Genomic DNA, 13,603 nt, shown 5'->3' with positions numbered 1-13,603 from the left:
TCCAGCCGCTCCGGCGCTCAGGCCCCCAGCGCGAGCACGACAGCGGTCTTGTTGTGGAACTGCGGTACGCCCCGGCCCAGCGCGCCCACCTCGCCGAACGTCAGACAGCCCATCACCGGGACGCTCTGGCCGAGCTCGTTCTCGAAGGTGGTCAGCTCGTCGCGCACCGTGTCGCCGAGCATCATGCACCGCGAGATGCAGTCGAACACGAACGCGCCGGCGATCGGCCCGGCGACGGCGTCGCGCGCGGTGGTCGCCGCCTCGCGCGCGGCGCTGACGAGGCCGATCGGGTCGCCCTCCATGACGCGGATGAGGCACCCATCCGGGACCTCGCCGACGCAGTAGAGCCCGCCGGGCGTGACGACGCGCAGCGGGTCGCGGATGACGTGCTCGCCGTCGGCCTGCGGGATGCCGAGCGGGTGGGTCATCGCGAACCTCGCGAAGCCGTCGAGGTTCACCTGATCCCCCCGCGCGCGCGCGGTGCGCTGGTAGACCGAGAAGGCCCCCTCGTACTCGAGCTCCGCGACGACCGTCCCCTCGGCGCGCGTGACCATCGTCGGGGGGCCGTAGGGCCGGAAGCCGTGGCCGATGCCGGTGGCCATGCGGGCCGGCGAGTCGATCGCGACGACCACGACGCTGTCCGAGTAGGCGCGGCCGCCCGCGAACTGCGCGGTGCGCACGAAGCGGAGGTTGTCGCCCGCGCCGCCGCCGGCCCAGACGACGCCCGTCCCGCCGACCTCGACCGCGCCGCGCACGACGTCGGCCGCGTTGCCCGTGAGCGCGTCCGGCAGCACGATGAGCGCCCGGCTCCACCCCGGCGCGGGGGACGGCGGGAACCCTTCGAGAGCGCGCGCGGCGGCGAGCACGCCCGCGCGCCGTCCGTCCTGGCTCACCGGGTGCGCGACCCCGACGCCGACGCGCACGGCGTCCGAGACGACAAGCCCTACGACGAGCCCCTGCCGGAGGAGCCGGCTGCCCGCGAAGACCCCCGCCGTGCAGCACCCCGCCCACGGGACCCCGGGCAGCTCGCTCGTCACGGCCGCTGCGAGCGCGTCGGCGTCGTACTGGTCCGTCGACAGGACGAGCGCGAACGCGGGGCGCGCCGGTCCGGGCGGCGAGGCCGATCCGGGCGGCGAGGCCGATCCGGGCGACGAGGCCGATCCGGGCGGCCAGGCAACGCGCTCGGAGCGCGCCGACTCGCGGAGCGCCGCAGCCACGGACTCGGCCGCAGCCTTCGCTGGATCCGCCGTGGAGCTCGCCCCGATAAAGACCTGTGTCGTCATATCGTCTTCCCCCCTCACAATTCAGGCACTCGCGTTATACTGGAGATTCGCTCGCTCGTCACGGCGCGTGGGTCTCCCGGCCTGTCGTCCGTGCAGGGCGATTCTTCCCATCCATCGACTCGCGGTTTTCCCGGCGACGCGCGGGGGCGAAGGGCCGGACGGAGCCGCGGCGGGGCCTGCGGACCTGCGACGAGGAGACCTGCGGGGGAGAGAGCGACGCCCGGGGACCGCGGGGGCAGAATCGTTATCCTTCAACAAGACAACGTGCGCTGCAAGGCCGTGAGGCGCGCCGGAGACGCCACGAGTCGCTCGGTGAGAGGCCATATCGGTAGCGCGCCGCACGCCGGACGACGCAGCGCACCACGCGAGGACGCGAGATGACGTGGGCTCGCGGGAGCCCTCATGCCCAAGGCGGAATCACACCAGGTCGCCGTGGCAGCCGGCCGAGGTGCTGTTGAGCCGGCGACGAACGACGCGAGAGCAGGACTCCGCCGCCAACGGGGCGTTCAGAGAGGATCAGGGATCCGCCCACAGCAACGTGTACGTGTGCGGGTGCCAGAACCCATCGCGCTCCGTCCCGGCGGCAGCGCCGACGGCGACGAGCACGAACCCCCGACCGTTCGCGATACCGGCCGCCTCCACGTCGCTGTTCGCCAGGACCTCGCGCATCGGCACCGAGGCCAGCCGGCTGCCGTCGACGGGATCGTAGGTGTGGACCTCGATGTCCTCGGGCGCGCCGAGATCGCCCCGCCCGAGCCCGGTGAACGGCGGGGAGGGCGAGATCGCCCCGTACGAGAGGTCCTGCGCGAGGATCACCCCGCTCACCGACGAGCGCCCGGGCGTGAGGTGGACGTCGACCACCGGCGTCGCCGCGCTCGCGTGCGCGACCTGGAGCGAGATCCTGTCGAAGCTCGCCCGGCGTGACATGGCGGCCGCCACGAGGCCGGCGGTCGGCGTGTCGACCGCGTAGGCGTCGCCGCAGGCCTGCTTCTCCAGGGCGTGCGTGTGCCCCTCGCCGCCGAGGCAGCCGGTCGCGACGAGGAGCAGGCTCTTCTCCTCGGCGAACACCGGCGCCGGCACGACGGGGAGCCCCACGGCCACGACCGGGGGCGCGGCCTCGGCGGCGAGGGCGAGGATCTCGGCGCAGTCGCGCCCCTCGATCGCGCCGAGATCGCCGGCGATCACGTGGGGGCGCACGCTCGCCCCCCCGGCGATCGCCGCGTCGAGCGGCTCGACGACCTGGGCCCGGGCGAACGCGAGGCCTTCGCGGGCGCTCGGCCAGGGATCGACGCCGGCGCCGGTGCCGTCGGGGTGGGCGAGGAAGCAGAAGCGGACCGCGTCGCGGTCGGCGACGCCGTTCACCACCGTGAGCTTCGTCGGCCCCGGCGGCTCGACGACGTCGCCGCCGCCCGCGCCCGAGGTCGCCGCGCTGCTCGAGGTCGCCCCAGGGCCGCCGCCGGCGCCGGACGTGCTCGCCGCGGCGGGGGGATCCCTGCTGAGGAGGTCGTGGTCCTGCGTGCAGCCGGCGCCGCCGAGCGCGGCGAGCAGGATCCCGGGGAGGCAGGCCCAGCCGATCGGGCGAACGCGGTGCAGCACGCTGCGAGCTTACCGTGCTAGGCGGGGTCGATGCGGGTCCATCTCACCGCGACAGCCGCCGCCGCCGTCCGCCGCGGCCACCCGTGGGTGTACCGAGACGGTATCGCAGGCGGCGGCGAGGGCGCCGCGCGGCGCGGGGAGCGCCGGCGCGGAGAGAGCGCGCCCCGCGCCGGCGGCGCGGCGGCCTCGGGCGACGTCGTCGAGCTGTCGGCCGAGGGCGCGCCGTTCCTCGGGCGGGGGCTCTGGGACGCGGAGTCGGCGATCGCCGTCCGCGTCTTCCAGCGCACGCAGGCGCCGAAGCTCGACGAGCGCGCCATCGCCGAGCGGCTCGAGCGGGCCTTCGCGCTGCGCGACGGCTGGTTCGCCGGCCGCGACACGACGGCCTACCGCCTGTGCAACGGCGAGGGCGACCGGGTGCCGTCGCTCGTCATCGATCGGTACGACCGCGCCGCGGTGGTCCGCCTCGACGGCGACATGCTCGCGCCGTGGCTCGACCGCCTGCTCCCGCACCTCGCCCGCGCGCTGGGCGCCCGCGGCGTGCGCTCGATCGGGCTGCGGGCGCGCGCGCCGCTGGCGAGCGGGGACGCGGAGGGCAAGAAGCTCGCGCACCTGCACGGGCCGCCGCTGCCGGATCGGCTGTTCGTGAGGGAGAGCGGGGTCGCGATGGAGGTCGATCTCGCGCGTGGGCAGAAGACGGGGGCGTTCCTCGACCAGCGCGACAACCGCGCCCGCGTGCGCGCGCTCGCGGCCGGGCGCCGGCGCGTCCTGAACCTGTTCAGCTACGCGGGGGGGTTCTCGGTGGCCGCGGCGCTCGGGGGCGCGGGCCGGGTCACCTCGGTGGACTCGGCGTCGGCCGCGCACGCGTCGGCGCAGCGCACCTTCCGGGAAAACGGCGTCGACCCGGCGGCGCACGAGTTCGTGACGGCGGACGCGTTCGACTTCCTCGAGAAGGCGCACGCGCGCGGCGACAGGTACGACCTCATCATCTCGGATCCGCCGAGCTTCGCGCCGAGCGAGCGCGCCAAGCCGCGCGCGCTCGGCGCCTACCGGCGGCTGCACACGGCGGTCGCGCGCGTGCTCGATCGCGGCGGTGTGCTGTGCGCGGCGTCGTGCTCGAGCCACATCACGGCGGAGGACTTCCTGGCCACGCTGGACGACGCGACCCTGGAGCGGGACGACCTTCGGATCCGGGCGATCCACGGGCAGCCGGAGGACCACCCGACGCTGCCGGCGTGGTGGGAGGGGCGGTACCTGAAGTTCGTCGTCCTGGAGTGAGGGGCGAGGGCGCGAGAGGAGCGCGCCAGGGCGCCGGGCCGGCGTTGCGCGCGGCGGCCGCGGGGCCGTGGTGAGGTGTCAGGCGTCGCCGTCGGGGTCCACGCCCAGCTCCCGCAGGCGCGCGGCGAGCCGCTGCGCGCGGGTCTCCGCGTCCTCGGCGCGCTTGCGCTCGCTCTCGGCGCGCTCTGCTCCGGTGGGCAGGACGGTGCCGTCCTCCCGGCGCCATCGCAGCCACGGACCGCCCATCCCCTCGAACGCGCCGTCCCATTCGACCAGACCGAGCCCGAGGGGCTCGAACCAGGGCTGGATCGGCACATCCACCTCACCGCGCGCGCCGCCCCAGCAGGAACGCCGCCAGCGCCTCCGCCTTGGGCGCCAGGGTCTTCACCTCGATGAGCTCGTCCTTCGTGTGGAAGCCGCTGCCCCGCGGGCCCAGGCCGTCGATCGACGGGATCCCGATGTCCGCCGTCGAGCTCGCGTCGGACCCGCCGCCGATGAGCGGCGCCTCGGCGTCGCCGAGCCCCGCGGCCCGCGCGCACGCCGCGTACTCCCGGCAGAGCGCCGCGCTCGCCTCGGTCCGCACGAGCGGCGACCGCGAGAGCTCGCCGTCGACGCGCACGGCGGTGCCGGGCACCTCGACTTCCGCCTCGTGCGCCGCCGCGGCGAGCGCCGCCAGGATCGCCTCGCCGTCCGCGCGGCGCACGAAGCGGAAGTCGACGCCCGCCTCGGCCGCGTCGGGCACCGTGTTCCTCCCGTGCCCGCCGCTCACCATGCCGACGTTGACCGTCACCCCGCGCGTGTGGTCGGTGAGCCGCTGCGCCCAGTCGATGAAGCGCGCGAGCGCCCAGATCGCGTTCGCGCCGTGCTGGTACGCGTTGCCGGCGTGCGCCGCCTTGCCCGTGGCCCTCACCACCGCTTTCCCTCCGCCCCTGCGCGCGGTGATGATCCTGTCCCCCTCGCGCCCCGCCTCGAACACGAGCGCGCACGCCGCGCCGGCGAGCTCGCGCTGGAGCAGCGGGCGCCCCTCGGGCGACCCGACCTCCTCGTCCGACACGATCGCGAACCGCACCGGGATCTCCGGCAGCGCGCCGATCGTCGCCAGCGCCCTGAGCGCCTCGATCGCGACGACGATCCCGCCCTTCATGTCGAGCACGCCGGGCCCGCGCGCGAGCTCCCCGTCCAGGCGGAAGCCCTCGAAGGTCCCCGGAGGGAACACCGTGTCGAGGTGCCCGACGAGGGCGACGTGCCCCGCCGGCGACGCCTTCGCCGCCTCGCTCTCCGCTACCCAGTGCGCCGCGTAGCGCGCGCTCGCGATCCGCCGCACGCACAGGCCGGGGATCGTCGAGAGCTCGTTGGCGATGACCTCGCCCACCGCGTCGCCGCCGCGCGGGTTGTCCGTGAACGAGTTGAGGTTCACGAGCCGCTCGAGGAGCGCGAGCATCGTCTCCGTGCGGCCGGAGAGCGCCTGTTGGATGGCCTCAATCACCGCGCCAGCATGCCACGGAACCCTGGGCGCCGCCGCGCCCCGCCGCGCCCCGGCCCCCCGGGCGCCCCCGCGGCGGCCGACCTGCGATCAGCGCACCGCGCCCGCACGGGCGCGGCCGGCGACCTCTGCCCTGGTCGCTGCAGAAGTGGTACGTGTCCGCTCATGCAAGGTTCCAGTTCAGCGCGGAGGCGCCCGTGACAGCGTCGGCAGGACCGCTCGTTATCAAGCTCGGCGGCGAGGTCGTGGGCAGCCCCGCCCTCGCCGTCCTCGCCAGCGACCTCGCGGCGCTCAGCCGCGCGGGCGCGCGCGCGATCGTCGTCCACGGCGGCGGCGCGCAGGCGACCCGGCTCCAGGAGCGGCTGGGCATCCCCGTCCGGCAGGTGGCGGGCCAGCGCGTCACCGACGCGGACACGCTCGACGTCATGAAGATGGTCGTCGCCGGCAAGCTCAACGTCGACCTCTGCGCCGCGCTCCTCGCCGCGGGCGCGCGGCCGGTCGGGCTGCACGGCGCGAGCGGGCCAGCGCTCTCGGCCGTCAAGCGGCCGCCGAAGGTCCACCCGAGCGTCGGGCCCGATCCGGTGGACCTCGGCCTCGTCGGCGACATCACCGACGTCGACCGCGGGCTCCTCGATCTGCTCGGCAGCGGCGGCTACCTGCCCGTGCTCGCGTGCCTCGGCGCGGGCGCGGACGGGCAGGTCTACAACATCAACGCCGACACGGTCGCGAACCGCGTCGCCATCGAGCTCGGCGCCGCCGGGCTCTTCCTCGTGAGCGACGTGCCGGGCGTGCTGCGCGACGTCTCCGATCCCGCCTCGCGCATCCCGAGCCTCACGGTCGCCGAGGGGCGCGCCCTCATCGCGAGCGGCGCCGTCACGCGCGGGATGATCCCGAAGCTCGAGGAGTCGTTCGCCGCGCTCGCCGAGGGGGTGCGCCGCATCCACATCCTGGGCCGCCTGCGCCCGGGCGACCTCGCGCGCGAGGCGAGCGCGCCGGGATCCGTCGGGACGGTGCTCGTCCCCTGAGCCGCGCCCTGAGCCGCGCGGCCGGCTCGCCCGGACCGGCCGCGCGCCGTATGCTCCCCGCGTGGCCGTATGCTCCCCGCCTCCTCGATGATGGATGCCTTCCGGGCAGCGCTGTCGTTCGTTCAGGCGAACCCCGAGAAGATCGCGATCGGGGCCGCGGTGGCCCTCGTCAGCTTCGTCGGTGGCATGGCGCTCGTCGCGTTCGTGCTCGTACGGCTGCCCGAGGACTACCTGGAGAAGCAGGACGAGGAGCCCTTTCTGCCGGGTCGCCCGGCCTGGATGCGCGTCTCGGCGCGCATCGGGAAGAACTTGCTCGGCGTCCTCGCCGTGGCGCTCGGGGTCATGCTCTCGCTGCCCGGCGTGCCGGGGCCGGGCGCGCTGGTGATCCTGATCGGGGTGATGCTGCTCGACATCCCGGGCAAGCGGCGCATGGAGCGGCGGCTCCTCGGGACGCCGAAGATGCGCTCCTTCGCCGATCGTGTGCGCGCCCGCTTCGGCCGCCCGCCGCTGCGCGTTCAGGCAGACTCGCGCCGCTCGTCGCCCGGCCGAGGTTGAGCGCCCGCCTCGTTCGGTGAGCGCTCGACCGCCTCGCCCGACGAGCGCTCGCCCGCCTCGTTCGGTGAGCGCTCGACCGCCTCGCCGGCCTCGTTCGGTGAGCGCTCGACCGCCTCGCCCGACGAGCGCTCGCCCGACGAGCGCGGGGCGCCCGCCGGCCCGGCAGCCGAGCTCTTCGGCGACGCCTTGCTGCGGAGCCGGAGGTGCCACGCGAAGAGCGCCGCGGCGAGCGTCAGCGCGAGCCCGGCCGAGACCCACTCGCGCGGCGCGAGCAGGATGCAGCCCGCCACGAAGGCGCAGGTCGCGAGCGTGAGGCGCTCTTGCGCGTCGGGCATCCGGGGCACCTCGTGTCCTCGTTACCCGCCCGCGCCGCGCGCATCAAGCGCCCCGCGCGGCCCCCGCGCCGGCCGGCGCCCGCCGTCGCGCCCCTGGTCGCCTCGTGCGGCGCCAGCGCGGTTGCGGTAGGTAGGTCCGACAGCGGCGAGCGCTCGGCTCGCGCAGGATCGATCTCGACGCCTTATGAACGCAAACGACGATCGCGACGAGGGCGAGCGCGAGGACGCGCTCCGGAATGAGGACCCCGGCGAGGGCCGCGGCGCGGGCGGGAAGCCCGCCGCGGCGAAGGGCGCGGGAGCGCGCGAGGACGCGGGAGCGCGCGACGGCGCGCCCGCGGACGACGGCGCCGCAGAGGAGGAGGACGACGCCGCCGCCGAGGAGGACGACGGCGCGGAGGACGAAGGCGAGGCGCCCGCCCCGCCGCCGCGCGCGCCCTCGATGTGGGACATCCTCCGGGACAGCTTCTTCACGTTCGATCGCCGGACGCTCGGCTTCACGCGCATCCTGCTCGGCTTCTTCCTGATCGGCGACCTGTTCCGCCGGTCGTGGGCGTGGAGCGACATGTTCGCGGACATCGGCGTCCTGCCGAACCACGTGAACCTCTGGCGCCCGCAGGGCAGCGGCAACTTCTCGATCGTCAACGCCTTCTCCACGCCGGGCGAGCTGTGGGTCCTCTGGGTCGTGATCTTCGCGACCTACGTCTGCCTGCTCATCGGCTGGAAGACGAAGCTCATGCAGGTGCTCTCGCTCGTGTTCGTCACGAGCATGAACGGGCGCGTCCTGCTCATCGAGAACGGCGGCTACGTCGTCCACAACCTGCTCCTGCTCTGGACGTGCTTCCTGCCGATGGGCGATCGCTTCTCGGTCGACGCGCTCCTCGCCTCGATGAAGCGGAGCCGCGAGCGGACCGCCGCCGATCTGAACGATCGGAGCACGCTCGACGACCCGCTCAAGCCGGACGCCCACGTGACCGTGCTCGGGCCCGTCCTGCTGATCCAGATCTCGGCGATCTACTTCTTCAACGTCGTGCACAAGACCGGCCCCGCCTGGAAGAACGGGACCGCGATCCACTACGTGCTCTACGTCGACCGGATGGTGACGCCCATCGTGGCGGACATCCGCGACTACGCGCCGAACTTCGTCATCCTGTTCATGACCAGGATGGTGATCGCCTTCGAGGCCGCCATCCCTGTGAGCCTCCTGTCGCCGCTCGGCCGGGCGTGGGCGCGCCGGTTCGCGATGGTGATGATGAACGTGCTCCACGTCGGGTTCGGCACGACGTTCGTGCTCGGCCCGTTCGCGTGGGCGCTCTGCGTGATGTCGACGCTCCTCTTCGGGCGCGAGGACTGGGAGATCGCCGCGCGGACGATGCGGCGCGCGCACCGGGCCCGGGTCGTGCTCTTCGACCCGCGCTCGCCGGGCGCCGTCCTCGCCTGCCGCGTGCTGAAGCGGCTGGACCGGTTCGGGCTGCTCACCTTCGAGGCGTCGACCTCCGCGGCGCACGGGCTGTCGGTGCGGCGCCCCGACGGCGCGCTCGTCGAGGGCGCCGGCGCGCTCGCGGACATCGTCACGGCGATCCCGCTCGGCCCCGCCGTGGCGTGGGCGCTCCGCCTGCCGCTCGTGCGCGACGCGGTGACGGCGGCGATGGCGGCGGCGCACCGCCGCAGCCTGGGCCGGGCGCTCGGCGCGCGGATCCCGGAGCGCTCGGAGGTCGCGCCCCCTCCGGCGCCGCTCCGGCTGTGGGGGCGGACGGCGCTCGGCGCGCTGCGCGAGGTCGGCGTCGTCGTGATGTTCGTCGGCGCGGTCAACCAGGCGGCGGTCGAGCTCTGGGTCATCAAGAACCGCTGGAAGGTGCCGCACCCCGAGGAGACGCGGGTCCTCGCGCAGAAGCTCCGGTTCCTCCAGGGCTGGTTCATGTTCTCGCCCAACCCGGTGATGGACGACGGGACGATCGTCGTCGACGCCGTGACGGTCGACGGCCGCCACATCGATCCGTTCACGGGCGAGCCGCCGAACTTCGACCTCCTCCACGCGAAGAGCTTCGCGTACAGCCAGATCTGGTGCGACTACTTCGCGCGCATCAAGCTGCCGGCCAACACGGCGTACCGGGACGCGATGAAGGAGTACATGTACCGCTACCCCGAGCGGACGGGCCGGCCCGAGGACGCGATCGTCTCCGGGGAGGTGTACTGGGTGAAGGACTGGAACCCGAAGTGGGGGCGCACGGAGAGCTACGGGGAGGAGCGCGAGAAGCTCTTCACCTTCTACAACCCGAAGGCGCAGGCGCAGGCGCAGGCCGAGCCGCCGCAGGCGCCGCAAACCCCCGCGAACTGATACGTCGGTAGTCGCCGAGGGCGCGCCTGGTGGCGCGTCGGGCGAGAGGGCTTCCCGGGCTGCCCGGCCCGAGGAGAGGCCGTGCGTTGCGCGGCGGCCCGAGGAGCGGCCGCGCGTTGCGCGGCGCGGGGACCCCGCCAGACTCGCCTTGGCCCTCGCTCCTCCGGCAAGCCAGAGGAGCGAGGGCGACCGGGCTCAGACATCGGCCACCCCGCGCCGCGCAACGCGCGGCCCTTCCTCGCGCCTACCGCGGAACCTCGGACGAGCTCGGCCAGGGGGAACCTGGTGGGCGGCGAGGCGCTGGCGCCGCACGGACCAGAGCTGGCGCGATGGCGCGACAGACAAAAGATCCGCGAAATGCGCGAAACGGACGGGGGGCGGACGGAAAACGAGATCAGCGCTTGACAGGCGCGCCCCGGCGAGTACAGTCCGCGCTCTCGAAAGCGAGGGCCTGTAGCTCAGTTGGGAGAGCGCTAGAATCGCACTCTAGAGGTCGCAGGTTCGATCCCTGTCAGGTCCACCCTCGAAGTCGTCAATACCTCTTTCTTAATTCGTCTTCTTTTCATCTTCAGGTTATTGCTTCGCGATGGCGAGCGTGAGCTCGCCTCGAAGCATACCTGGAACAGCGTTCGAGCCCGGCGTTGAGCTCACGCGGAGCGTGTTGCTCCTCCAGCGGCACGTCTCGCGACCGCCGCGCGGAGAGGCGTGCTGCACGCCGCGTCGCGCGGTGACCGGGTGCGGATATCATGCCGCGCCGTAGCCGGTCGGGGGAAGCCTTGTGCGCGGCGCGCAGCGCCGGTCCCGGGGTTCGCGGCGCGCAGCGCCGGCCCGGGAGGAGCGCGGGCACGGAAGACGGCCAACCGACGTGCCCGCCCCCTGCCCGCGCGTCCCCGCTCAGTCGTCGATCGGCTCGAAGTCGGCCTTCGTCGCGCCGCAATCGGGGCAAACCCAGGTGTCGGGCAGGTGCTCGAACAGCGTCCCCGGCGAGATGCCGGTGTCGGGGTCACCGAGCGCCGGGTCATAGATGAATCCGCAGACCACGCACCGATATTTCTTCATCCGTCGTTCTCCTCAGGGCCTGGCGAGCCGCGGACGACGCTACCACAAGGGCGGACGCCGCCGCGGGCGAACCAGCCCGGCCCGCCGCGCTCATCGCCCATCGGCCGCGGCCGCGCTCACCGGCGCGCCGTGAGCGCGGCCGCGGCCGGAAGCGGCCGGAAGCGCGCGCCCCGGGGCCGCGAGCGCCGCGGCGCGCGCCTCAGGGCGGCGCCGGCGCGCCGCGCACCGCGAGCTGCTTCTTGCGCAGCGCGCGCGCGATCGGCCCGTAGGCCAGCCGGAGGAGCCAGCGGGGGCAGACGACGCCGAGGTGCACGACGAACCACGCGACGAGCCCGGGCACGACGAGCGCGCGACCCCGGTCCACCGCGCGGACGAGAGAGCGCGCGCAGCGCTCCGGGGAGATCGACAGGAACGCGGGCGGCTCGAGGCCCGTGAAGTTGCCGGCCACCTCGTTGAACTCCGTCTGCACCGGGCCCGGACAGACCTGCGTCACCCGCACACCGGTGCCGGCAAGGTCGAGGCGGAGGGCTTCGGTAAAGCTGGTGACGAAGTGCTTCGTGCCGATGTACGCGGCCATCCCCGGCCCGAACGTGAGCCCGAAGCCGGAGCTCACGTTCGCGATCGCGCCGCGCCCGCGCGACACCATCGGGCCGACGAGCCGGTGCGTGAGGTACGCGAGGCTCGTCACGTTCAGCGCGATCATCTGCTCGGTGCGCGGCCACTCGGAGAGGTCGAACACGCCGACGTCGCCGAAGCCGGCGTTGTTGACGAGGACGTCGACCTGCCCGACCTCGGCGGCGACGGCGCGGAGCATCGCGTCGACCGCCGCCCGATCGGTGACGTCGCAGCCGAAGACCCGCACCGTGAGCTCCGGCCGCGCCGCGGCGAGCTCGGCGCGCAGCGCCTCCAGGCGATCCGTGCGGCGCGCCACCAGCACGAGCGCCCGGGCCCGGCGGGCGACCTCGTGCGCCAGCGCGCGGCCGATGCCGGATGACGCGCCCGTGATGAGGACGACCCCGCTGTCGATGGGCGACTCCACGGCCGCAAGGGTTGCCCAGCCGCCCCCGGGCGCGCAAGGGGCCCCCTCGCCGCGCGGCCGCGACTGCCCCGGCCATCCCCGCGGGCGCGCCCCGCGCCTCGCTGCGCGGGGCGCACGAAACCAGGGCGAAGCGGGAGAACGCACCCCGGCGGTCAATGGGCGCTCAGGGGGCATCTCGGCCTCCATCGCGCTACCTTCGAGACCAGCAGTCGCAACCCCTCGGTAACACGCAGCCCCCGGCCAGGCCCCCCGCGCCAGACGCGGCGCAGCGCGCGTCCTGGCCGACGGACGCGGCGGCGGTCGGCAGCCTTGCGGCGTCGCGGCCGCGGCGCGCGTTGACGTTCAGGGCGGCTACTTCTACCGTGGACCGCGTCCTCACGAGCCAGGAGACATCATGCGTTGGCCCTCATCTCTCATCAGCTTGCTCCTCGTCGCCGCCGGGCTGGGCGCGTGCGAACGGGAGGCGGATTACCAGTATCAGCCTCCCGCGCCCTCGACCACGGGCAAGCCCGCCGCGCCGGGGGCGGGCGAGACGAAGCCGCTCGTCTTCAATCCGGACGACGTCAAGTCCTTCAAGGTCCTGCCCGCAAAGTTCGAGTACGACAAGAACCCGATCACCGATGAGAAGGTGACCCTGGGCCGGATGCTGTGGTACGAGACGCGACTCTCGAAGAACCACGATATCTCCTGCAACTCCTGTCATGACCTCACGACGTACGGGGTCGACAACAAGCAGTTTTCGACCGGTCACAAGGGCCAGCTCGGCGGCCGCAACTCGCCCTCCGCGTACAACGCGGGCCACCACATCGCCCAGTTCTGGGACGGCCGCGCGGCCACGCTCGAGGACCAGGCCAAGGGGCCTATCCTGAACCCGGTCGAGATGGCCATGCCGGACGAGAAGCGGGTCATCACGACGCTCAAGTCGATCCCCGAGTACGTGAACCGCTTCAAGGCCGCGTTCCCCGAGGACAAGGAGCCGATCACCTACGACAACATGGCGAAGGCGATCGGCGCGTTCGAGCGCGGCCTCGTCACGCCGTCGCGCTTCGACAAGTACCTCGACGGCGACGACAAGGCCCTCACCGCCGAGGAGAAGGTCGGGTTCCACAAGTTCATCTCGCTCGGCTGCCCGACCTGCCACACGGGCGTCGCCGTCGGCGGCTCGACGTTCCAGAAGCTCGGCCTCGTGAAGGAGTTCACCGGCCTCAAGGACTTCGGGCGCTTCGACCACACGAAGGATGAGAAGGACAAGTTCTTCTTCCGCGTCCCGAGCCTCAGGAACGTCGAGAAGACCTTCCCCTACTTCCACGACGGCTCGATCACGACGCTCGACGAGACGGTGACCAAGATGGCGTGGCACCAGCTCGGCGTGGAGGCCAAGCCCGACGAGGTGAAGGCGGTCGTCTCCTTCCTGAAGGCGCTCACCGGCGAGCTCCCGACCGAGTACATCAAGAAGCCCGAGCTGCCCGCGAGCACGCCGGCCACGCCCAAGGCCGATCCGAGCTGAGCCGAGCGGCTCGCGCCGAGAGGGCGGATCGGGTCCGCTCCGCCCTCTCGGGTGAGCTCGACGCGAGCCCGCGGCGTGGCCGCGGGCGCGTCACGCGCCGACGGCGCGGAC

12 protein-coding genes and 1 tRNA gene are annotated in these 13,603 nt (G+C 73.7%); 6 read left to right on the top strand and 7 right to left on the bottom strand.

The window, feature by feature from the left end; all coding sequences use genetic code 11:
- Window positions 1–17: 17 nt before the first annotated feature.
- Both WMF24_RS02180 and WMF24_RS02175 read right to left on the bottom strand, forming a co-directional pair.
- On the bottom strand, window positions 18–1,283 hold the full coding sequence (locus WMF24_RS02180; protein WP_437734674.1) for an FIST signal transduction protein: 1,266 nt from the start codon (window positions 1,281–1,283) through the stop codon (window positions 18–20).
- A 516-nt stretch (window positions 1,284–1,799) separates the two neighbouring features.
- Complete coding sequence (locus WMF24_RS02175) at window positions 1,800–2,879, bottom strand: hypothetical protein (RefSeq protein WP_437734673.1); 1,080 nt, start codon at window positions 2,877–2,879, stop codon at window positions 1,800–1,802.
- Window positions 2,880–2,909: 30 nt separating this feature from the next.
- Between WMF24_RS02175 and WMF24_RS02170 the strand changes: the two genes are divergently transcribed.
- A complete protein-coding gene (locus WMF24_RS02170) occupies window positions 2,910–4,154 on the top strand; it encodes a class I SAM-dependent rRNA methyltransferase (protein ID WP_437734672.1) in 1,245 nt (414 codons plus the stop codon).
- Between the two features lie 78 nt (window positions 4,155–4,232).
- Here WMF24_RS02170 and WMF24_RS02165 read toward each other — a convergent pair whose 3' ends face one another.
- Both WMF24_RS02165 and WMF24_RS02160 read right to left on the bottom strand, forming a co-directional pair.
- Entirely contained in the window at window positions 4,233–4,469 is a 237-nt protein-coding gene (locus WMF24_RS02165; RefSeq protein WP_437734671.1) for a hypothetical protein, read from the bottom strand.
- Between the two features lie 7 nt (window positions 4,470–4,476).
- A complete protein-coding gene (locus WMF24_RS02160) occupies window positions 4,477–5,640 on the bottom strand; it encodes a M20/M25/M40 family metallo-hydrolase (protein WP_437734670.1) in 1,164 nt (387 codons plus the stop codon).
- 194 nt (window positions 5,641–5,834) lie between these two features.
- On the opposite strand from WMF24_RS02160, the gene argB reads away from it, so the two are divergent.
- Together argB and WMF24_RS02150 are read left to right on the top strand one after the other, a co-directional pair.
- Complete coding sequence (argB, locus tag WMF24_RS02155) at window positions 5,835–6,662, top strand: acetylglutamate kinase (RefSeq protein WP_437738749.1); 828 nt, start codon at window positions 5,835–5,837, stop codon at window positions 6,660–6,662.
- An 87-nt stretch (window positions 6,663–6,749) separates the two neighbouring features.
- Window positions 6,750–7,217: a hypothetical protein gene (locus WMF24_RS02150; RefSeq protein ID WP_437734669.1), complete on the top strand. Its 468-nt coding sequence runs from the start codon at window positions 6,750–6,752 to the stop codon at window positions 7,215–7,217.
- Here the strand turns inward: WMF24_RS02150 and WMF24_RS02145 are convergent.
- On the bottom strand, window positions 7,178–7,552 hold the full coding sequence (locus WMF24_RS02145) for a hypothetical protein (RefSeq protein ID WP_437734668.1): 375 nt from the start codon (window positions 7,550–7,552) through the stop codon (window positions 7,178–7,180). The two genes, WMF24_RS02150 and WMF24_RS02145, sit on opposite strands and share 40 nt — an antisense overlap.
- Before the next feature lie 184 nt (window positions 7,553–7,736).
- Here WMF24_RS02145 and WMF24_RS02140 point away from each other — a divergent pair, with 184 nt between their 5' ends.
- Window positions 7,737–9,887 (top strand): hypothetical protein, encoded by a 2,151-nt coding sequence (locus WMF24_RS02140; protein WP_437734667.1) that lies wholly within the window; start codon window positions 7,737–7,739, stop codon window positions 9,885–9,887.
- 447 nt (window positions 9,888–10,334) lie between these two features.
- Window positions 10,335–10,407, top strand: a tRNA-Ala gene (locus WMF24_RS02135).
- Between the two features lie 374 nt (window positions 10,408–10,781).
- Here the strand turns inward: WMF24_RS02135 and rd are convergent.
- Both rd and WMF24_RS02125 read right to left on the bottom strand, forming a co-directional pair.
- The gene (rd, locus tag WMF24_RS02130) at window positions 10,782–10,946 is read right to left on the bottom strand and encodes a rubredoxin (protein WP_437734666.1); all 165 of its coding nucleotides are present in this window, start codon (window positions 10,944–10,946) and stop codon (window positions 10,782–10,784) included.
- Window positions 10,947–11,145: 199 nt separating this feature from the next.
- Window positions 11,146–11,985, bottom strand: coding sequence for an SDR family NAD(P)-dependent oxidoreductase (locus WMF24_RS02125; RefSeq protein WP_437734665.1), 840 nt, complete (start codon window positions 11,983–11,985; stop codon window positions 11,146–11,148).
- A gap of 394 nt (window positions 11,986–12,379) precedes the next feature.
- Here WMF24_RS02125 and WMF24_RS02120 point away from each other — a divergent pair, with 394 nt between their 5' ends.
- The gene (locus WMF24_RS02120) at window positions 12,380–13,492 is read left to right on the top strand and encodes a cytochrome-c peroxidase (protein ID WP_437734664.1); all 1,113 of its coding nucleotides are present in this window, start codon (window positions 12,380–12,382) and stop codon (window positions 13,490–13,492) included.
- The last annotated feature ends 111 nt before the right edge of the window (window positions 13,493–13,603 follow it).

The organism is Sorangium sp. So ce1335, assembly GCF_051521615.1.
Lineage (GTDB): Bacteria > Myxococcota_A > Polyangia > Polyangiales > Polyangiaceae > Sorangium.
The sequence above is the reverse complement of the archived record's forward strand: the minus strand, read 5'-3'. Positions and strand labels throughout refer to the sequence as shown.